The organism is Pseudomonas sp. H26/SER47-MNA-CIBAN-0231, assembly GCF_040310465.1.
In the GTDB taxonomy this organism is placed as follows: Bacteria; Pseudomonadota; Gammaproteobacteria; order Pseudomonadales; family Pseudomonadaceae; genus Aquipseudomonas; species Aquipseudomonas atacamensis.
The window spans coordinates 1-18,805 of record NZ_JBEOPW010000007.1 but is presented as its reverse complement, the minus strand read 5'-3'; the positions used below and the strand labels follow the sequence as shown (position 1 = coordinate 18,805).

Genomic DNA, 18,805 nt, shown 5'->3' with positions numbered 1-18,805 from the left:
ACTGTGGGGCCAGGATTGTCCTCAATCGGCATGGCAGCAACCCGACTTCGGCGCACCGTCATAGCGATCATGATGCCGAACCCATTCCATGATCTCGTCTTCATTCCTGCCCTTGGGCGTGAGATCCAGATAGTGGTAAGCACCAACTAGCATGTCCAGGCCGCGCGCGTATGTGGAATAGGTGTGGAAAATCTCGCCTTCGTCATTGCGATAAAACACGCTCAGCCCCGGCATTTCTTCCTCGACGCTGTCGGTTCTTTCGTAGTTGTAGGTAGCCTTTCCTGCCGCGACGTCCTCAGCCCGGGCGCAGACGCCGAAGTCGTAATTGAAATCGCAACCTTCTGACGAGACCCAGTCGAACTTCCAGCCCATCCGCTTTTTGAAGTCCTGAAACTCGTTGAATGGCGCATGGGAAACTGCAACCACCGCGACGTCGTGATGGGCCAGGTGCTGGTTGGCGCCATCAATGTGGTCACTGAGGAACGAGCAGCCCTGGCAGCCCTGCTCCCAGCCTTTGGCAAACATGAAATGGTAGATGATCAACTGGCTGTTGTTGCCAAACAGGTCGTTGAGCTTGAGCTCGCCGTTCGGCCCTTGAAAATGATAGTCCTTGTCGACTTTCACCCACGGCAGGGCGCGGCGCTCGGCGCTGAGGCGATCGCGTTCCCGGGTGAAGGCTTTTTCGTGGGCCAGATGCTGCTGGCGGGCGGCGAGCCATTCTTCGCGTGATACCACCGGATGGTTTGTAACGTTCATGACGATGTCTCCTGCGGGTTGAACCGGCTGTTTCAGCCTAGTCGTTCATCGTGCGAGGGAATCGACAGCCGCCGGTCGGTCGGGTCCGGAAATACTGCTGAACGGCTGCGCAGCGCTTCGGTCACAACCTTGAAAGCGGCACAAAATCACCCGCACCGGAGGTTGGATCAGGATGACGACTTATAACTGGGATTTGATTGAACGTTTGCTGCATGAAGTGCAGAACAGCGCTGGCCACAGCTTCGCTCCCCGCGCTTATGCCGAAGACCATGCGGCCGAGAAAGCCAGCGCCGGCGAGCCGATCGACAATCTCGATCACTTGAAAACCCTGGCCTGTGATTATGAAAAGCTCTTGCTGGAGCGCGGATTCATCGAGCCGCGGCCGGATCACGAGGGCAGTACAGGCAACAACTTCATTCTGACCCCGCGCGGCTCCAGCCTGTTGAGCCTGATCGACAGCAGCATCCCCGGCAACGACCACCCGCGTCAGGTTTTGGATGAACAGGAGGATGCGCTGGATGAGGTGACGTTTGATGAAGTCGCCTCAAAGGCTCAAATCGCCTGAGCCAGTGAAATCCGCCCTGTGGGAGCGAGCCTGCTCGCGAAAACGGTCTGTCAGTGACATTTGAACTGTCTGACACTCCGCCTTCGCGAGCAGGCTCGCTCCCACAATGGGCCATTGGTTTATTCAAGGTTTCTGCGCAGCCTTCAGGCACTTCAGGTCATTGAAGTCTTTGCGCACTCCCTCGATTTTCTTCAACAACCGTTCACGCTGTTGCGGCGTGCTCTCGGCCATCAAGTCGACAAACAGCGAGCGCGCCTGGGCTTCGGTGTTGGCGTAGGCCTTGCGGTAGTCCGCTGTCCACAAGCGCTCGCGATTGACCAGAAGTGTCTCGATGCGTTGTGGGAATTCCGCGCTTTGGCGTTGCGCAACGGCGGCGCTGAACTGTTGCTGCCAGTGCGCGCGGTTGGCGATCCATTGGGTGTTCTGGTCGCCCAAGGCGTTGGTCCAGGCCACGACGCGTTGTTTCTGCGTGTCACTGAGCGGGCCTAGCCAATCGTTCAAGCGTTTTTCCATGCGCTCGCCGCGTTCCTTGATCTGCTGGGCCAGCGGTGGTTTCACGTATTCCTGCTGACGTTTGCGCAAATCCTTGGCAAACGCGTCGTTCATTTCTGCCACCTGTTTATCGTCCAGGCCTTGCAGCAACTCGATGGCCGAAGGGGTGATTTCCCGGGCGGTTTCGGCGATGGCCTGCTTGGCTTCGGCGGTGCGCTCCTGTAGCGCGGCGTCGCTGACCTGATTGCTCTCGACCATGGCCTGCAAACGGTCCAGCCAGTCGAGGTAACCCGGTAACTGCGTGGTGCAGTGCCAGCTCAGGTGTTCCTTGAGGCGTTCGTTGAACCAGTCTTTCTGCTCGCCGTTCATGTCCACGTAGTCGCTGAGCGACCACGGGATGATCACGTCGAGGTTGCGGTAGGCCAGGCCAACGCGGCTGCAAGCGCCGAGGGCGAGGGTGAAGATGAGCAGGGCGGCAATCTGTTTGAACCAGCGAGACATGGGCAAATCCTTGCGAGAGCCTGGCGTCGGAAATCTGATTCTTATGTGATGCAGGATGCGCGCGGCAGTTCAGCCGATCAATAGAACGTGCGTACAGCCTTGAGTGTGACGAGGCCGTCGCACTCGCTGTTGTGCCCGGAATACGCCGAGCAATCACTGCCGCTGAGGCTGGAGTCGCTGTAGATCAGATCAAGATCGACGCCCATGAATGGCCGCGACAGTTTCACCGACCAATCAGTGAAACTGCTGATATAGCCACCGTCCACCGCCGCTGGTGTATTCAACTGGTGCGTGGTGTATTTCATGCTCACGCCAATGCCGAACGGCTGATTGCCAGTGAGGTCGGCAAACAAGGTGTTGTTCTGTTTATCCGGGTCGTTGCTCAATGCGATGCCGAAGCGACTGCCGAGCAAGGTCAGACCGCCGAACAGCTCCTGGCTGTCGAGGGTGTCCACGCGGGGATAGCTGTAATGGATCATCCCGACTTCATAGCCGAGCACCTGATCGAACGGCTGCTTGAAGCCGACGTAGGAATCGATCTCGAGGTTCTTGCCCGGGCTGATGCCCATGCTCGGCGCGTACTGGCCGAAATACACGCCGCTGTCGTGGCTCAGATCAAGGCCACCGTGGAACGAGCCGACCGCCGCCGGTTTGACCAGACCCTGGGCCATGCTGCGGCTGGGCGTGGTGCCAAGCTTGAGATCGAAGTCGCCCAGTTCACCCTGAAAAACCTGCGCGTGCGCGGTCGCGCCTGACAGCAGGCTGACGAACAATAAATAGGGAAATGGGCGCATGCGTCACTCCATGAACCGCGAGCGCAGGGCAAAGGCCTGCTGAAACGCTTGATCTAGACGCGTGCAAGGATACCGGCGAATGCCAGGCATTGATGGCCGTTCGTCGATTTTCGGGAATTTTTGTTTAAAACGAAGGGGGATTGCGCGGTGCCAGTCCAGGCGCTTCGAAGCTCAAAGCGCCTCTGGACGGGGTGAAACCGGTATTACTTCTTGCCCAGGCTGATCTGCTTGGACGGGCCGAATGTCTGGCCGCTGACGCCTTTGGCAATTTGCTGGATCTCGCCGCCGGACTTGAGGAATGCTGCGATCTGATCGTTGATCGATTCGCTGGTTTCAACGGCTGGAGCTGGCTTTGCTTTGCTGGTGGATGCTTTTACACGCATGGCGGCCATTAACCTTTAGAAAAGTAACTCGGCCAGGCATCGTACAGGAATAACTTGACAATAGCTTGGTAAATATCCTCCGGAATAACCAAGTGCCGCGCTGCAATATTGCCGGTCAGTCGTCCGTAATAAGCAGCTAACCTGCTGTTTTAAATAAGAACATTTAATTGAAATGAGGCCAATCAGCGCAGCAGTGATGCGTCGGGCCGGACTGACGAGCGGCACCCCGCAGGGCAGTGATCAAGCAAAATCAACAGGTTGAGGCAGATTTTCCGCTGCGAGGATCTGTCGCCCGACGTTGGCGGCAAAAACGGGTAGAATGCCGCCCACGTATTGAGGGTTTCGGAAATGGCTTTAGTCGGGCGTTACAACAGTTTGCAAGTGGTTAAACACACTAACTTCGGTTTATATCTGGACGGCGGTGCCGATGGCGAAATTCTTTTGCCCAACCGTTATATCCCCAAAGATATTCCCAGCGAAGATGAAGACTGGCTCAACGTATTCATCTATCTGGACAGCGAAGACAAACTTCTCGCCACCACGGAAAAACCGAAAGTTCAGGTCGGCGAATTCGCCAGCCTGAAAGTGGTTGAAGTCAACAGCATCGGCGTGTTCCTCGACTGGGGCCTGCCGAAAGATCTGCTGCTGCCGTACTCGGAAGAAAAGCGCCAGATGACTGCTGGCGAATACTGCGTGGTGCACGTCTACCTCGACAAACACACGCGCCGCATCACCGCCACCGCGCGCCTCGATCGTTACCTGGACAAGACCCCGGCCACCTACAGCCCGGGCCAGGAAGTTGATCTGCTGGTAGCCGAAGCCACCGACATGGGCTTCAAGGCGATCATCAACAACAAGCACTGGGGCCTGATCCACAAGAACGAGATCTTCAAGTTCATGCGTTCGGGCATGCGCGAGAAAGGCTTCATCAAGGAAGTGCGCGCCGACGGCAAGATCAGCCTGAGCCTGCAACCGGTCGGCCAGGAAGCGGCGAGCAGCCTGAGTTCGAAGATCCTCGGCAAGTTGCGCGAGAACGACGGCACCCTGGCGGTCAGTGACAAGAGTGATCCGGCACTGATCAGCAGCCTGTTCGGCGTCAGTAAGGGCAACTTCAAGAAAGCCATCGGCTCTCTGTACAAGGAAGGCAAGATCGTCATTCACGCCGATCGCATTGAACTAACCTGAGCCTTGAGTGGCCCATGTTGCAGGCCACACAAGAGGTTGGATCGATGAAAAAGGCGCTGATCGCTTACGTCGCAACGCTGCTGACGTTTCTGCTGCTCGATGGCATCTGGCTCGGGCTGCTGATGGCGCCGACCTATCGCGAACTGCTCGGTTCGCTGATGCTGGAAAAACCGCTGCTGTTGCCCGCAGCGGTTTTTTATTGCCTGTACGTTATTGGCTGCGTGGTGTTTGTCGTGTTGCCGGCGCTGAGCTGGCAGAGGGCGGCGAAGCTGGGTGCGCTGTTGGGGCTGGTGGCCTACGGCACTTATGACCTGACCAATTGGGCGACCTTGCGCGATTGGTCGATGCAGGTGAGTTTGATGGATTGGGCGTGGGGGACAGTGGCGACTGCAGTTGCTTGCACGGTGGGGTATTTGGTGGCGAAGCGGTTTGCCTGAGCTGATCCGGCAGTTGTGTTGGCAGTGCTGGCCTCTTCGCGAGCAGGCTCGCTCCCACGTGTTCACCGAACCCTCTGTGGGAGCGAGCCTGCTCGCGAATGACGGCGCAGCCGTCAACCATTCAGCGCTGACGCCACTGACCAAATAAAGGTCTTTTCCAGACGGCTTTTTCCGCGCGACTGATTGATAATCCCCGACACTGTTTTCTGACCATTGGATGGCCTGCCATGTTGTGTGTGTTCGAGGTGATGCGGTGAGTGCCGAGCGGCGCAATGCCGACGGTTTTGCCCTGCAAGTGATGATCGGCCTGTGCCTGATCTGGGGTGTGCAGCAAGTCCTGATCAAGTGGGCGGCAACGGACATCGCGCCGGTGATGCAAGCGGCGGGGCGCTCGGGGATTTCTGCGTTGCTGGTCGGTTTGCTGATCTGCTGGAAGGGCGGTTGGGATCAGGTCGGCAGCACCTGGCGCGGCGGCTTGCTGGCCGGTGCGCTGTTTGGTCTGGAGTTCCTGTTCATCGCCGAAGGTCTGCAACTGACCACCGCCGCGCATATGTCGGTGTTCTTGTATACCGCGCCGATCTTCACCGCACTCGGCGTGCATTTCCTGCTGGCCAGCGAGCGTTTGCGCCCGTTGCAATGGCTGGGGATTCTGCTGGCGTTCATCGGCATCGCGATTGCCTTCGCCGGTGGTGTGTCGTGGGACAACCTTGATCGGCGCATGCTGCTGGGCGATGCCTTCGGCGTATTGGCCGGCGCCTGTTGGGGCGCGACCACCGTGGTGGTGCGCGCCTCGCGACTGTCGGAAGCGCCGGTGACATTGACCCTGTTTTATCAGTTGCTGGTGGGTTTCATCGGTCTGCTGTTGATCGCGTTGTTCAGCGGCCAGATCACCCACGTCAGCCTGACTACCGTGGCGGTGGCCAGTGTGCTGTTCCAAGGGCTGGTGGTGTCGTTCTTCAGCTACCTGGTGTGGTTCTGGCTGCTGCGCCGTTATCTGGCGGCCAACCTTGCGGTGTTCTCGTTCATGACGCCGTTGTTCGGCGTGACCTTCGGCGTGCTGCTGCTCGGCGAACAGTTGAGCCTGAACTTCGTCATCGGCGCCGTGCTGGTGCTGCTCGGCATCACTTTCGTCAGCGCCGAACAGTGGCTGCGTCGGCGTTTGCGCAAGGCGCTGGGCCAGTAGCCTTGGCCTGCATTGCCAGCGCGCCGGCCAGCAACAAGCCGGCACCGGCGATCAGCAGCGCCGGCTGCAAGCCGCCGCTGAAATGGCTGCTCAGCGCCGCCAGCAGCGGGCCGCTCAGCTGGCCGACAGCGAAGCACGCCGTGAGCATCCCGGCGTTGCGCTGAGTGTCGTGGGGCGCCAGCTCTCGCGAACGCTGCATGACCAGTTGCATGCAGGCCAGAAACGGCGTGCCGCAGAGGATCACCCCCAACGCCAGGCCGAGGCCGCTGCCCAGCAGACAGGCGAACACTCCGGCCGCTTGCAGCCACAACGTCGCCATCAGCCAGTGCCGCGTGGTCTCGGGATCATGTCGGCGCAGACTCACTAACCACACACCGATTGCCGCGCCGAGGCCAAAGCACGGCCAGAACAGATCCGCCTGCCACTGGCCATGAAACTGCGCGTTGGCCATTTGCGCCAAAAACGTCGCCGGAATGATGTAGCCGATACCGTACAGCGCATACACCAGTGCCAGTCGGCCAATGCCTCGATTCGCTGTTTTCACATGCATTGTCGCTGGCCTCGCTGCCGCCGTGGGCTGCGGTAACAACCGCCAGACGCCGAGCATCATCAGCAGCGCAGCCGCCGCGTAAATCAGCCACAGGGTTGCCGATGTCTGCTGCAATCGATGTGAGACCAGCGCCAGCAAGCCTGTGAGAAAAATCCCCAGACCCGGCCCGGCAAAAACCAGAGCACCCCAGCGCGGGCGACCCGCTGCCGCCGCCAGCGGTTGACTGAGCGAAGTAATCATCACCAGCACCCAGGCACTCGCCACTCCGGTACCAAAGCGCAACAGCAAGTGCGACCAGAAACCGTTGGCCCAGAACGACGCCAGGGTCAGCAGCACGCACAGCCATAGCCCGCCATGCAGGCGACGCTGCACCTGCTGCGGCCGCTGGGCGAACATCGCATCCACGGCACCGAGCAGATAGCCGAAGTAGTTGGCCGCCGCGATCAGCCCGGCGGCGGTGAGGTCGATCTGCCCTTCGCTGAGCAGGTGCGGCATCTGAGGTGTCAGGGCGAAACGGCCAATGCCCATGGCCATCATCAGGGCAACGAAACAGGCGGATAAACGTATCAGCGGCGACATGGTCGGGCTTCCTTCAAGGCAGCAATGACCGTCAGGCTAGGATCGATTGACTTTCTTTAAAATTGAATAATAGTGAGTGACTTGTTCTGTTCAGGAGAAAGCGGGTGGAATTCAGCCAACTGCGGATATTTCAGGCGGTCGCCGAGGAAGGCTCGATCACCCGCGCCGCCGAGCGCCTGCATCGGGTGCCATCAAATCTGTCGACGCGGCTGAAACAGCTCGAAGAGCAGTTGGGTGTCGAACTGTTCGTCCGCGAACGGCAGCGCTTGCAGTTGTCGCCGGCGGGCAAGGTCCTGCTCGACTACACCGGCAAACTCTTCGCTCTGCGCGATCAGGCCAGTGCGGCGGTGATGGGCGGGCAACCGGCCGGCGACTTCGTGCTGGGCACCATGTACAGCACGGCGGCGATCCATCTGCCGGCGCTGCTGGCGCGGTATCACAAGCAATACCCGACAGTGAATTTGCAGGTGCAATCGGCACCGACCGGGGAATTGCTCGAAGGGTTGCTCACCGGCCGCCTCGACGCGGCGTTGGTCGACGGACCGTTGGAGCTGGCCGGGCTCGATGGCGTGCCGTTGTGCGAGGAGCGGCTGGTGCTGATCACTGAAATCGACCATCCGCCAGTACGCACCGCGCGGGACGTGGAAGGGCGCTCGGTGTTCACTTTTCGCCAGGGCTGTTCATATCGCATGCGTCTGGAAGCATGGTTCTCTCACTACCACGCGGCGATGGGCCGGCCGATGGAGATCGAGTCGTATCAGGGCATGCTCGCCTGTGTGATTGCCGGCAGTGGTGTGGCGTTGATGGCCGAGTCGATGCTCGCTAGCCTGCCGGGTCGCGAAAGCGTCGCCGTGCATCCGTTGGCCGAGCCGTTCGCGGGTGCGACAACGTGGCTCATGTGGCGCAAGGGTATGGCCGGGGCCAACCTGAATGCCTGGATCGACGTGCAGCAAGCGGTCTATCCCGTGGCTTTGCATGAAGTCCGTGAAACAGCGTGAACCAATCGCAACAGATTCTGTTCAATTCAGTAACAGATCATTGCGGATTTGGCCGAGCATTGCGTAGGACTTCGGACTATTATCAGTGCGAAGCGGCCTCAGAATTCCGGCCGCTCAGCACCACCCTGAAGGGGGCATGACGATGAAAGAGAAAATCCAGAACTGGCTGCACGATTTGGGAGTTGCCCTCGGTTTGATCGAACCGCCTCTGCAACCGGTACCGATTCGCACGGACGACGAACAGCGCCGACGCCAGCCACGTCGCCGTTAATACCTGCGATCAGAGATTTCAAGATCGCAGCCGTCGGCAGTTTCTACAAAGTGTAGGAGCTGCCGAAGGCTGCGATCTTTTGTTTTTTATCAGGCAAAAAAACGGGTGTGGCCACCGACGCCACACCCGCTGAAGAAAACATCAAGTCGTTACAGCCGATTCATACCGCCGTTGCCACGGTTGCCGGGCGCGGCGAGAACAGGCTGACCAGTACAAAGCTCACCAGACTGACACCCAGGCTGTAATAGATTGGCGTGTTCGCGTCCATGCCGTCCTTGACCATGAACACCAGCGCCGTAATAAAGCCCAGCGTCATTGCGCTGATCGCCCCGGCGGTAGTCGCACGTTTCCAGAAAATCGCGCCCATCAGCGGAATCAGCATGCCGCCGACCAAGAGGTTGTAAGCCAGGGTCAGCGCGCTGATCACGTCGTTGACGACCAGAGCAATGCCCAGCACCGCGATCCCCGTCAGCAGCGTAAACAGACGGCTGACCGCGACGTTGGACTGTTTGCCACCGCGCAATTTCGGCAGCAGGTCTTCGGTAAGGGTGGTGGACGCGGCGAGCAGGCCGGCACTGGCGGTGGACATCATCGCCGCCAGTGCGGCAGCGATCACCAGGCCGCGGATGCCGTCGGGCAGCGAGACTTTGACGATGGCGGCGAACGCGTTGTTGACGTTGTCCAGATCCGGAATCAGCACATGCGCAGCCATGCCGATCAAGGCGCAGACCAGGCCGTAAATGATGCAGTAGATCCCCGCTGAAGTGCCAGCGTACTTGGCGACTTTTTCGCTTTTGGCGGTGAACACCCGCTGCCAGATGTCCTGGCCGATCAGGATGCCGAAGAAGTAGATCATGAAGTAGGTAATGATCGTGTCCCAGCCGATGCTGGTGAAGTTGAAGCTGGCCTCCGGCAGTTGCGCGACCAATTGATCCCAGCCGCCTACGCGGTACAGGCAGATCGGCAACAACACGAACATCAGGCCCACTGTCTGGATGCCGAACTGGACGATGTCCGTCAGGGTCAGCGACCACATGCCGCCGATCGTTGAATAAGTCACCACGATACCGCCGCCCAGCAGTACGGAAATCCAGAAGGGCAGACCGAACAACACTTGCAGCACGGTGCCGATCGCCAGAATCGAGGTCACGCCGATCATCAGCGCGTAAGCGAGCATGATGGTCGCACTGGCGGTGCGCGCCATCGGGTTGTAGCGCTTCTCCAGGACCTGGGTAACGGTGAATACCTTGAGTTTCAGCAAGGGCTTGGCGAGGAACAGGTTCAGCGCGACGATGCCGCAGCCCAGTGCCGCGCACAGCCAAAAACCGGAAATGCCGTGCACGTAGCCCAGACGGACCGTGCCGACGGTGGACGCGCCGCCGAGTACGGTTGCTGCCATGGTGCCCATGTACAGCGACGGTCCCAGATTACGCCCGGCAACCAGATAGTCTTCGTGGGTCTTGGCCTTGCGCATGCCGTAGTAGCCGAGAATCAGCATCGCAGCGGCATAAATGAGTACGACGAATAAATCCAAAGCCATGATGGCGTGTCTCCGATTGTCTTTTTTATGGTGAGGCTAAGGTCGAATCTCTCTGTGGGAGCGAGCTTGCTCGCGAAGGCTGCGGCACATTCAATGTTCATGTGACTGACAGACCGCTTTCGCGAGCAAGCTCGCTCCCACAGGGTTTTGTGTTAGATCAGGCAGCCTGGCGCAACGGCGCTTTGGCCGGCGTCTCCATGCTTTGGCTGCGCACATCCGTTGGCCCAAACACTTCCATAGGTTCGGGGAACAGGCGCAACAGCGTCAGATACACCACCGACGCCAGGCCCAATGTCACCGGCAAACTGATGTCGATGCCACCGGCCAGTTCGCCCAGCGGGCCGACGAACTGCCCCGGCAGGTTGACGAAGCACAGGCCGACCAGCGCACTCGGAATCCACGCCCCCAGACCGCGCCAGTTCCAGCCGTGGTTGAACCAGTAGCGTCCGCCCTGTTCGCCGCGGGTGAACACTTGCAGGTCATCCGGGCAGTAGAAGCCGCGCCGCACCAGCAGGCCGATGATCATGATCACCATCCATGGGGTGGTGCAGGTGATGATCAGCACGGCGAAGGTCGACACGCTTTGCACCAGGTTCGCCGCAAAACGGCCGATGAAGATGAAGGCGATCGACAGCACGCCGATCAGCAAGGTCGCCTTGACCCGGGAGAGCACGCGCGGGAATACGCTGGACATGTCCAGCCCGGTGCCATACAGCGACGTGGTGCCGGTGGACATGCCGCCGATCACCGCAATCAGGCACACCGGCAGGAAGAACCAGCTCGGCGACACGGCCAGCAAGCCGCCGACATAGTTGTTCGCGGCGATGTAGTCCGGCGCCTTGATCGCGACGATGGTGGCGGTGGCGAGGCCGAACAGGAATGGGATCAACGTTGCCAGTTGCGCGGCGATCACCGCCAGCATGATCCGGCCCTTCGGCGTCTCACGCGGGATGTAGCGCGACCAGTCGCCGAGGAACGCACCGAAGGAAATCGGGTTGCTCATCGCCACCAGCGCCGCGCCGATGAATGCCGCCCAGAACCCGGCCTGACCCAGCGCCACGCTGCCGGCATACTGGCTGTCGAAAGCAGGGGCGAAGGCGAAGATGCCGAGCAGGAACAACAGGCTCGCGGCCCACACGGCGATGCGGTTGACCCACAGCATGATGCGGAAACCGTAGATGCACACGGTCAGCACCAGCAGCGCGAACAGACCGTAGGCCAGGCCCAGGGTCAGGTCGGTTTCCGGCAAATCGACGAGGCGTTTGGCACCGCCGACCAGCGCATCACCCGAGCTCCACACTGACAGCGAGAAGAACGCGATCGCCGTCAGCAACGACAGGAACGAACCGACAATCCGCCCGTGCACGCCGAAGTGCGCACCGGAAGACACGGCGTTGTTGGTGCCGTTGAGCGGGCCGAACAGGCCCATCGGTGCGAGGATCAGCGCACCGACCACCACACCCAGCACAATCGCCCAGACACCGGCCTGAAACGACAGGCCGAACAGCACCGGGAAGCTGCCGAGCACAGCGGTGGCAAACGTATTGGCGCCGCCGAAGATCAAGCGAAACAAGTCGCTGGGTCGGGCGTCGCGCTCATGATCCGGGATCTGTTCGACCCCGTTTGTTTCGATGCTGCTAAGGCTTTTTTCGTTGTTGTTGTTATTCATGATCTGCTCCGATCATCAGGCGCGCTCATCGTGCGTGAGCGTCACCATTGGCTAAGGGGGTGGCAGCCCTTCCGGCATTGCGGACAAATGTTCGTGACAGGCCAGCCATAGGCCTTGTTGTTCTAGGCTCGACGCTTGTCTTCTGAAAACAATCGTCTCGCGCTCCTGGCTGAAGTGTTGCTCCCCTTGCATGCGCAGCTCGGTGGCCACGTCATGGATGAAAATCGCCACGTCACCCTGCAGGCTGACGAAGGCGTTGCTCGAGGTGCACGACAGCACCTCGAATCCATCCTCGGCACGCCAGCGGTCCCACAACGCCTGATAGGCATCGCGCGACAGCAATGGCTGGTCGAGGGTGTGGAAAACGAAGCTGGCATCGGTGCTGAATGCGCCGAAGTAAGCTTCGCGATCATTACGGGCAAACGCGGCGACCAACTCGGCGGCCGCGTGCAAAACCTGATCACGTGCGTGCATGACCCGACCCTCAGCGATGAACCACGCCAGGCAGTACGCAGAGCATTTCGTACAGCAGGTTGGCGGCCAGCAGCGAGGTGTTGCCGGTGGTGTCGTAAGCGGGCGAGACTTCTACCAGATCGCAGCCGATCAGGTCGAGGCCCTGGCAGCCACGGACGATTTCAATCGCCTGAATGGTGGTCAGGCCGCCGATTTCCGGGGTGCCGGTGCCGGGCGCCCAGGCCGGGTCGATGCCGTCGATATCGAAACTCAGATACACCGGACCGCCACCGACTTTCTCGCGTACTTCCGCCATCAGCGGCGCCAGCGACTTGTGCCAGCACTCTTCGGCTTGAACGACGCGGAAGCCCTGATCGCGGCTCCAGTTGAAGTCGTCGGCGGTGTAACCCTGGGCACGCAAACCGATCTGCACCACGCGGTCGCAATCGAGCAGACCTTCTTCGACGGCACGACGGAACGTGGTGCCGTGAGCGATCTTCTCGCCGAACATGTGATCGTTGACGTCAGCGTGGGCATCGATGTGCACCAGGCCTACCTTGCCGTGCTTTTTATGAATCGCGCGCAGGATCGGCAGGGTGATGGTGTGGTCGCCACCCAGCGTCATCGGGATGACGTTGTGCTCGAGGATGTTGTCGTAGGCTTCTTCGATGATGCGCACGGCGTCGAGCAGGTTGAAGGTGTTGATCGCCACGTCACCGATGTCGGCCACCGACAGCGAGTCGAACGGCGCGGCGCCGGTGGCCATGTTGTACGGGCGGATCATCACCGATTCGGTGCGGATGTCGCGCGGCCCGAAGCGGGTGCCGGGGCGCAGCGAAGTGCCTATGTCCAGCGGCACGCCCACGAAGGCAGCGTCGAGGCCGGCAGCGGTCGGTACATGGGGAAGTCGGAGCATGGTGGCGATGCCGCCGAAGCGCGGCATTTCATTGCCGCCCAGTGGTTGGTGAAGAATCTTGTCCACGGGTAGGGCCTCATCGTCTTTGTTTTATTTATGCCGGCGCGCCGTGGAGCACAGGTTCGGACGCCGCTGTGGGGCCGATCATGCGAAATGTAGTGACGGGGAAGAATCGCTACGGGCAAAAACTTAGTTCAGATTTTTCTAAACTAATGCCAGACTTCCACACCTGATCGTTCCCATGCTCTGAGTGGGAATGCATCCACGGACGCTCCGCGTCCAGCCGTACTCGCAAGTGACGCAGAGCGTCACGGGCTGCATTCCCACGCAGAGCGTGGGAACGATCCTTGGGAGCAGAAATGGCCAACGCTTTACCCGACCTGAAACTGTTGCGCATCTTCGTCAGCGTCGTGCGTCATCAGGGTTTTGCCAATGCGCAGCAGAAACTCAACCTGTCGACCTCGGCGATCAGCACCTACATGAGCCAGCTCGAAGCCGCGCTCGGACTGGTGCTGTGCCATCGCGGGCGCGGTGGCTTCAGCCTGACCAGCAAGGGCGAGCTGTTCCATCAGGAAACCCTGCGCCTGCTCGCCGAGCTTGAAGGCTTCGAGCAATACGCCGCCGCGCTCAAGGGCGAACTGCGCGGCACGCTCAATCTCGGGGTGATCGATTCCACGGTCAGCGACAAGGCCCTGCCGTTTGCTGAAGCCATCGGCGCCTACAGTCAGGAACACCCGGCGGTGCATTTGCACCTGTCGGTGATGAGTCCATATGAGTTGCAACTCGGCGTGCAGGACAATCGCCTTGACCTGGCCATCGGTGCGTTTTCCACGCGCATGAGCGGTCTGGTCTACATGCCGCTGTACCGCGAGCAGCACTGGTTGTATTGCAGCAGTCGTCACCCGCTGTTCAACGAGCGGCGCATCCCCGAGCAGGTCATCACCCAGCAACGGATGGTCGGGCGCGGTTACTGGAGTCAGGCGGAACTGGCCAGGCACGGTTTCAAACACAGTGCCGCGACCGTGGAAAGCATGGAAGCGCAGCTGATTCTGGTGCTCTCCGGCGCCTACATCGGTTATCTGCCGGAGCACTACGCGCAGGCCTGGGCCGACAAGGGCGATCTGCGTGTATTACTGCCGGCGACCTTCGGTTATCAGGCACCGTTTTCGATGATCATGCGCAGGGGCCGCAGCCGTGAGCCGCTGATCCAGACCTTCCGCGATTTGCTCAAAGCGCAATTGAATCAGGCGTAACCCATCATGTCCCGAGCCCAATGCCCGCGCTGCCTGCGCCCCCAGACCCACTGCCTGTGCCCGTTGATTCCGCACCTCGACAGCCGCACGCGCGTGTTAGTGCTGCAGCATCCGAGCGAGGTCAGCCACGCGCTCAATACCGCGCGTCTGGCGGCACTGGGGCTGAGCAATGCCGAGCTGATTGTCGGTGAGGTATTCGAGGATTTGCCGAAACTGTTGAACCGGCCGGGCTATCAGGCGCGCTTGTTGTTCCCGGCTGAGGATGCGCAGCCGTTGCAGGCTTACGCGCCAAATGATCAGCCAATGTTGCTGGTCGTCCCGGACGGCACCTGGCGCAAGGCACGCAAGATGCTGCACCTCAATCCGCTGCTGGCGGTGCTACCACGGGTGACCCTGACCGAGGGCGGCGTGTCGCGCTATCGCTTGCGCAAGGCACCGGGGCCGGGGGCGTTATCGACGATCGAGGCGATCGTTCAGGCACTGGAAACCCTCGAAGCGCCGACGACTTTTGCGCCGTTGCTCAAGCCGTTTGAAGCGCTGATCGAAGGGCAGATTGCGGCGATGGGGGAGGAGGTCTTCCAGCGTAACCATGGCGACAGATGATCGTTCCCACGCGGAGCGTGGGAACGATCATTGGCTAACGCTCACGCATCGCCTCGGTCCGCGCTTTCAGCACCGGTTTGAGCAGGTAATCCAAAACGCTTTTCTCGCCGGTAATGATGTCCACTGTCGCCACCATCCCCGGGATGATCAGCAGCGGTTTCACGTCGCCGCCCAGGTGATTCTTGTCGGTGCGCACCTGAATCAGATAGAAGCTGTTGCCCTTGTCATCGGTAATCGTATCGGCGCCGATCAGTTCGAGCTTGGCGCTCAGCCCGCCGTAAATCGTGTAGTCGTAGGCACTGAACTTGACCATGGCTTTCTGGCCCGGATGCAGGAACGCGACGTCTTGCGGGCGGACCTTGGCTTCGATCAGCAGGTTGTCTTCCAGCGGCACGATTTCAACCATGTCGCTGCCCGGCTGGACCACGCCGCCGATGGTGTTGACCTTCATCTGCTTGATCACGCCACGCACCGGCGACGTCACCGTAGTGCGACTGACGCGGTCGTCGATGGCGATGCTCGACGCGGTGATTTTCGATAGGTCGGTGCGTTTCTCATTCAGCTCTTTGGCGGCCTCGGAACGGAAGGTCTGCTCGGATTCGTCGATCTTGCTGCGGATCTCGGCGATCGCCGATTCGGCGCGGGGAATCGCCAGCGTGGTGGCGTTGAGCGAACCGCGAATTTCCACCGCACTGCGTCTGAGGCGGAGGATTTCCACCGGTGACACAGCGCCGGTTTTCACCAGCGGTTCCGACATGTTCATCTCTTGCTGCAACAACGCGAGGCTGGAGCTGAACTGGCCTTGCTTGGAACGAAACTCCGCCAGTTCCTGGGTTTTCTGCCGCAGTTGTTCACTGAGGGTGCGCTGTTCGCTGGCCAAGCGGCGTTGGCGTTGCTCGTACAGCGAGCGCTCGTCCTCGGCGACTTGCGGCGCTTTGGCGATGACTTCAGCGGAGAGTTTGAAGGGGCGCCCCTCGGCCTCCGCTGACAGCCGTTCAACCTGCGCGGTCAGCGCATACCGGTCGGCCTCGCTTTCGCCCTTGTTCGAGCGAAAGCGCGTGTCATCCAGACGCAGCAGGGTGTCGCCCTTGCCGACCATCTGGCCTTCACGAACGAAAATCTCGGTGACGATGCCGCCCTCGAGATTCTGGATCACCTGGACTTTGCTCGACGGGATCGCCTTGCCTTCGCCCATGGTCACTTCTTCGAGCACGGCGAATTTGGCCCAGACCAGGGCGGCGATCAGCAGCGCTGCCGCCAGCCACACGGTGATCCGCGATTTGCGCGGCGAATCCTGCAATGCTGCGCCAGCGGTTTCCGGCATGAACTCGGCTTCGGCGCTTTTGCCGAAGCTGTCGAAGTAGCCGCGCTTGTTGCTATCGGAGGAAGCAGGCATGGCGTAACTCCTAGACCGCCGCCGAGCCGACACGGCCCTTGCGCAGCGCTTCGATGACTGCTTCTTTCGGGCCGTCAGCGACGACCCGGCCGTTATCCAGCACTAGCAACCGGTCCACCAGGCTCAACATTGAGGTGCGGTGGGTGACCAGCAGCAGGGTTTTGCCTTGCACCCAGCCATGCAGTTTCTGCCGCAGTGCATCTTCGCTGCTGTTGTCCATGGCGCTGGTGGGTTCGTCGAGCAGCATGATCGGCGGATCGAGCAGTAACGCCCGCGCCAGCAAAACCGCCTGGCGCTGGCCGCCGGAAAGCAATTGCCCGCGTTCGCCTACCGGTCGGTCGAAGCCTTGCGGGTGTTGTCGGGCCAGTTCGGTGACGCCAGTCAGTTCGGCGACTTCGAGCATGCGTGAATCGCTGATGTAGCGCGCGCCCAGGGTCAGGTTGTCGCGCAGGCTGCCAGCCAGCAGCGGCAGGTCGTGGGCGACATAACCGATCTGCTGACGCAGGTCAGCCACGTCCAGTTGGCGCAGGTCGAGGCCGTCGAGCAGTAACTGGCCTTGTTCCGCTTCGTAGAAGCCCATCACCAATCGCGCCAAGGTACTTTTGCCGGAACCGCTACGGCCGATGATGCCGACCCGCTCGCCGGCTTTCAGGCTGAAGCTGACCTCGCTCAGCGCCGGTGCGTTCTGGCCGTTGTAGTGGAACGTCACGCCGCTGACGTCGAGGGCACCTTGCAGCTGCGTACGTTCCAGTGGCCGTTGTTTGCCGTCGCGTTCCTGCGGCAGGGCCATCAGTGCGTCGGTGCTTTTCATGGTCAGTTGCGCTTGCTGATAGCGGGTGATCAGCCCGGCGATCTGGCCGAGCGGGGCAAGCACACGACTGCCAAGCATGTAGGTGGCGACCAGCGCGCCGACACTGAGGTTGCCGGCGATGATGCTGTAAACCCCGGCCACAATCGTCGCCATCCCGGAAAACTGCTGGATGAACAGCGTGCCGTTGGTGGCCAGCGCCGACAGGTTGCGCGCATGGCTGTCGAGGCGGGTGAGGGCGCCGTGGGTGCTTTCCCATTTGTGCTGGCGCTCGCTTTCGGCGCCGCAGGCCTTGAGGGTTTCCAGACCGCCGAGGGTTTCGATCAGCACTGCCTGACGCTCGGCGCCGAGGCTCAGGCTTTTCTGCACGGTGTCACGCAGGCGCACCTGAATCGCCATGGCGAAGATGATGGTGATCGGAAACGCCAGCAGTGGAATCACCACCAGCCAGCCGCCAAGCAGGCCGATCACTACCAGCATCAACACCACGAAGGGCAAGTCGATCAGGCTGGTCAGGGTCACGGCGGTGAGAAATTCACGCAGGCCCTGGAAGTCGTGAATGCTCTGGGCAAAGCCGCCGATGGTCGCCGGCCGCGCCTTCATCGACATGCCGGTGATGCGCTCGAACAACGTTGCCGAGAGGATCACATCGGTTTTCTTGCCGGCGGTGTCGAGCAGGTGCGCACGCACCACGCGCAGCACCAGTTCAAAACCGGTGCCGATCAGCAAACCGATCGACAGCACCCACAGCGTCGAGGTCGCCTGATTGGGCACCACGCGATCGTAGGTCTGCATGACGAACAGCGGCACCATCAGGCCGAGCAGGTTGATCAGAAAACTGGCGAGAATCGCATCGCTGTACAGCCATTTCGACAGTTTGAGAGTGTCGCGAAACCACGCGTTTACCCGTGGCACCAGCGGCGCGCGGAGGTCTTCGAGTTCGTGGCGCGGACGGGCGAATAAGGCCTGGCCGCTGTAGTGTTCGCTGAGTTCTTCGCGGCTGACCCATTGCTCGCCGCCGTCGGCTTCGCTGGGCAGCAGCAGGGCTTTGCCATCCTCGCCGAAGCGCCGCAGCACGGCAGTGCGGCCGTCGTTGAGCAGCAGCAGGATCGGCAGGTTCAGCGGTGAAATGTCTTTCAGGTCACGGCGCAACAACCGCGCCTGTAATCCGGCCCGCGCGGCTGCACGGGGCAGCAGATCGAGGCTCAGGCGTTGTTTGTTCAGGGGCAGCCCGGCACTCAGGCTGGCACGACTGACCGTGGCGCCATGCAATTTGCAGAGGATCAGCAGACCGTCGAGTAACGGATCGTCGAAGCTCAGGCGCGGATCGACCCCGGTGGCGCCGGGTTCCATGCTGGTCATAGTGATTGCCTCTGTTGAACGGGCTCGGTTATCGGATCGTTCCCACGCTCTGCGTGGGAATGCAGCCCGTGACGCTCCGCGTCACTGGACGCGGAGCGTCCCTTGAGGCAT

General features: G+C 60.7%; 19 protein-coding genes. 8 read left to right on the top strand and 11 right to left on the bottom strand.

Features of this window, described 5'->3' with window-relative positions; translation table 11 throughout:
* Window positions 1-21: 21 nt before the first annotated feature.
* A complete protein-coding gene (locus AAEZ10_RS12900) occupies window positions 22-756 on the bottom strand; it encodes a DUF899 domain-containing protein (RefSeq protein ID WP_350569484.1) in 735 nt (244 codons plus the stop codon).
* Between the two features lie 172 nt (window positions 757-928).
* On the opposite strand from AAEZ10_RS12900, the gene AAEZ10_RS12895 reads away from it, so the two are divergent.
* Window positions 929-1,321 carry a hypothetical protein gene (locus AAEZ10_RS12895; protein ID WP_056783658.1) on the top strand — a complete coding sequence of 131 codons (393 nt, stop codon included), beginning with the start codon at window positions 929-931 and terminating at the stop codon, window positions 1,319-1,321.
* Window positions 1,322-1,444: 123 nt separating this feature from the next.
* On the opposite strand, the gene AAEZ10_RS12890 is transcribed toward AAEZ10_RS12895, so the two are convergent.
* From AAEZ10_RS12890 to AAEZ10_RS12880, 3 genes are all read right to left on the bottom strand, one after another.
* Window positions 1,445-2,314: a DUF6279 family lipoprotein gene (locus tag AAEZ10_RS12890; RefSeq protein ID WP_350569482.1), complete on the bottom strand. Its 870-nt coding sequence runs from the start codon at window positions 2,312-2,314 to the stop codon at window positions 1,445-1,447.
* 77 nt (window positions 2,315-2,391) lie between these two features.
* Complete coding sequence (locus AAEZ10_RS12885) at window positions 2,392-3,108, bottom strand: TorF family putative porin (RefSeq protein ID WP_350569480.1); 717 nt, start codon at window positions 3,106-3,108, stop codon at window positions 2,392-2,394.
* A gap of 203 nt (window positions 3,109-3,311) precedes the next feature.
* Window positions 3,312-3,500 carry a PFL_1563 family small protein gene (locus tag AAEZ10_RS12880; protein ID WP_016985943.1) on the bottom strand — a complete coding sequence of 63 codons (189 nt, stop codon included), beginning with the start codon at window positions 3,498-3,500 and terminating at the stop codon, window positions 3,312-3,314.
* A gap of 339 nt (window positions 3,501-3,839) precedes the next feature.
* Here AAEZ10_RS12880 and AAEZ10_RS12875 point away from each other — a divergent pair, with 339 nt between their 5' ends.
* From AAEZ10_RS12875 to AAEZ10_RS12865, 3 genes are all read left to right on the top strand, one after another.
* Window positions 3,840-4,676 carry a CvfB family protein gene (locus AAEZ10_RS12875; RefSeq protein ID WP_016771157.1) on the top strand — a complete coding sequence of 279 codons (837 nt, stop codon included), beginning with the start codon at window positions 3,840-3,842 and terminating at the stop codon, window positions 4,674-4,676.
* Window positions 4,677-4,720: 44 nt separating this feature from the next.
* Window positions 4,721-5,113, top strand: a complete 393-nt coding sequence (locus AAEZ10_RS12870; RefSeq protein WP_122704770.1) for a DUF2177 family protein — start codon at window positions 4,721-4,723, stop codon at window positions 5,111-5,113.
* A 253-nt stretch (window positions 5,114-5,366) separates the two neighbouring features.
* On the top strand, window positions 5,367-6,296 hold the full coding sequence (locus tag AAEZ10_RS12865; protein WP_041478962.1) for a DMT family transporter: 930 nt from the start codon (window positions 5,367-5,369) through the stop codon (window positions 6,294-6,296).
* On the opposite strand, the gene AAEZ10_RS12860 is transcribed toward AAEZ10_RS12865, so the two are convergent.
* Window positions 6,244-7,425 (bottom strand): MFS transporter, encoded by a 1,182-nt coding sequence (locus AAEZ10_RS12860; RefSeq protein WP_350569477.1) that lies wholly within the window; start codon window positions 7,423-7,425, stop codon window positions 6,244-6,246. The two genes, AAEZ10_RS12865 and AAEZ10_RS12860, sit on opposite strands and share 53 nt — an antisense overlap.
* A gap of 104 nt (window positions 7,426-7,529) precedes the next feature.
* Between AAEZ10_RS12860 and ptrR the strand changes: the two genes are divergently transcribed.
* A complete protein-coding gene (gene ptrR / locus AAEZ10_RS12855; RefSeq protein ID WP_073472867.1) occupies window positions 7,530-8,423 on the top strand; it encodes a putrescine utilization regulator PtrR in 894 nt (297 codons plus the stop codon).
* Between the two features lie 142 nt (window positions 8,424-8,565).
* On the top strand, window positions 8,566-8,694 hold the full coding sequence (locus AAEZ10_RS12850) for a PA1414 family protein (RefSeq protein ID WP_003184145.1): 129 nt from the start codon (window positions 8,566-8,568) through the stop codon (window positions 8,692-8,694).
* Window positions 8,695-8,854: 160 nt separating this feature from the next.
* Here the strand turns inward: AAEZ10_RS12850 and AAEZ10_RS12845 are convergent, their stop codons facing one another.
* From AAEZ10_RS12845 to speB, 4 genes are all read right to left on the bottom strand, one after another.
* On the bottom strand, window positions 8,855-10,234 hold the full coding sequence (locus tag AAEZ10_RS12845) for a sodium:solute symporter family protein (RefSeq protein WP_350569475.1): 1,380 nt from the start codon (window positions 10,232-10,234) through the stop codon (window positions 8,855-8,857).
* Window positions 10,235-10,391: 157 nt separating this feature from the next.
* Complete coding sequence (locus AAEZ10_RS12840; RefSeq protein WP_110645031.1) at window positions 10,392-11,903, bottom strand: purine-cytosine permease family protein; 1,512 nt, start codon at window positions 11,901-11,903, stop codon at window positions 10,392-10,394.
* A gap of 51 nt (window positions 11,904-11,954) precedes the next feature.
* Window positions 11,955-12,377 (bottom strand): YybH family protein, encoded by a 423-nt coding sequence (locus AAEZ10_RS12835; RefSeq protein WP_350569473.1) that lies wholly within the window; start codon window positions 12,375-12,377, stop codon window positions 11,955-11,957.
* A gap of 10 nt (window positions 12,378-12,387) precedes the next feature.
* Window positions 12,388-13,338 carry an agmatinase gene (gene speB / locus AAEZ10_RS12830; protein ID WP_003222717.1) on the bottom strand — a complete coding sequence of 317 codons (951 nt, stop codon included), beginning with the start codon at window positions 13,336-13,338 and terminating at the stop codon, window positions 12,388-12,390.
* Between the two features lie 293 nt (window positions 13,339-13,631).
* On the opposite strand from speB, the gene AAEZ10_RS12825 reads away from it, so the two are divergent.
* A complete protein-coding gene (locus AAEZ10_RS12825) occupies window positions 13,632-14,525 on the top strand; it encodes a LysR family transcriptional regulator (protein WP_350569471.1) in 894 nt (297 codons plus the stop codon).
* Window positions 14,526-14,531: 6 nt separating this feature from the next.
* Window positions 14,532-15,128 (top strand): tRNA-uridine aminocarboxypropyltransferase, encoded by a 597-nt coding sequence (locus tag AAEZ10_RS12820; protein WP_350569469.1) that lies wholly within the window; start codon window positions 14,532-14,534, stop codon window positions 15,126-15,128.
* A gap of 34 nt (window positions 15,129-15,162) precedes the next feature.
* Here AAEZ10_RS12820 and AAEZ10_RS12815 read toward each other — a convergent pair whose 3' ends face one another.
* Together AAEZ10_RS12815 and AAEZ10_RS12810 are read right to left on the bottom strand one after the other, a co-directional pair.
* Window positions 15,163-16,524: an HlyD family type I secretion periplasmic adaptor subunit gene (locus tag AAEZ10_RS12815; protein WP_039761043.1), complete on the bottom strand. Its 1,362-nt coding sequence runs from the start codon at window positions 16,522-16,524 to the stop codon at window positions 15,163-15,165.
* 10 nt (window positions 16,525-16,534) lie between these two features.
* On the bottom strand, window positions 16,535-18,694 hold the full coding sequence (locus AAEZ10_RS12810; RefSeq protein WP_281119921.1) for a type I secretion system permease/ATPase: 2,160 nt from the start codon (window positions 18,692-18,694) through the stop codon (window positions 16,535-16,537).
* Between the last annotated feature and the right edge of the window lie 111 nt (window positions 18,695-18,805).

Coding starts and splice junctions, on each gene's coding strand:
- AAEZ10_RS12875 (WP_016771157.1), top strand. CDS start 3,840: ATGGCTTTAGTCGGGCGTTACAACAGTTTGCAAGTGGTTAAACACACT.
- AAEZ10_RS12820 (WP_350569469.1), top strand. CDS start 14,532: ATGTCCCGAGCCCAATGCCCGCGCTGCCTGCGCCCCCAGACCCACTGC.
- AAEZ10_RS12845 (WP_350569475.1), bottom strand. CDS start 10,234: ATGGCTTTGGATTTATTCGTCGTACTCATTTATGCCGCTGCGATGCTG.
- AAEZ10_RS12895 (WP_056783658.1), top strand. CDS start 929: ATGACGACTTATAACTGGGATTTGATTGAACGTTTGCTGCATGAAGTG.
- AAEZ10_RS12850 (WP_003184145.1), top strand. CDS start 8,566: ATGAAAGAGAAAATCCAGAACTGGCTGCACGATTTGGGAGTTGCCCTC.
- AAEZ10_RS12810 (WP_281119921.1), bottom strand. CDS start 18,694: ATGACCAGCATGGAACCCGGCGCCACCGGGGTCGATCCGCGCCTGAGC.
- AAEZ10_RS12860 (WP_350569477.1), bottom strand. CDS start 7,425: ATGTCGCCGCTGATACGTTTATCCGCCTGTTTCGTTGCCCTGATGATG.
- AAEZ10_RS12870 (WP_122704770.1), top strand. CDS start 4,721: ATGAAAAAGGCGCTGATCGCTTACGTCGCAACGCTGCTGACGTTTCTG.
- AAEZ10_RS12885 (WP_350569480.1), bottom strand. CDS start 3,108: ATGCGCCCATTTCCCTATTTATTGTTCGTCAGCCTGCTGTCAGGCGCG.
- AAEZ10_RS12890 (WP_350569482.1), bottom strand. CDS start 2,314: ATGTCTCGCTGGTTCAAACAGATTGCCGCCCTGCTCATCTTCACCCTC.
- AAEZ10_RS12840 (WP_110645031.1), bottom strand. CDS start 11,903: ATGAATAACAACAACAACGAAAAAAGCCTTAGCAGCATCGAAACAAAC.
- AAEZ10_RS12825 (WP_350569471.1), top strand. CDS start 13,632: ATGGCCAACGCTTTACCCGACCTGAAACTGTTGCGCATCTTCGTCAGC.
- AAEZ10_RS12880 (WP_016985943.1), bottom strand. CDS start 3,500: ATGGCCGCCATGCGTGTAAAAGCATCCACCAGCAAAGCAAAGCCAGCT.
- AAEZ10_RS12835 (WP_350569473.1), bottom strand. CDS start 12,377: ATGCACGCACGTGATCAGGTTTTGCACGCGGCCGCCGAGTTGGTCGCC.
- AAEZ10_RS12815 (WP_039761043.1), bottom strand. CDS start 16,524: ATGCCTGCTTCCTCCGATAGCAACAAGCGCGGCTACTTCGACAGCTTC.
- AAEZ10_RS12900 (WP_350569484.1), bottom strand. CDS start 756: ATGAACGTTACAAACCATCCGGTGGTATCACGCGAAGAATGGCTCGCC.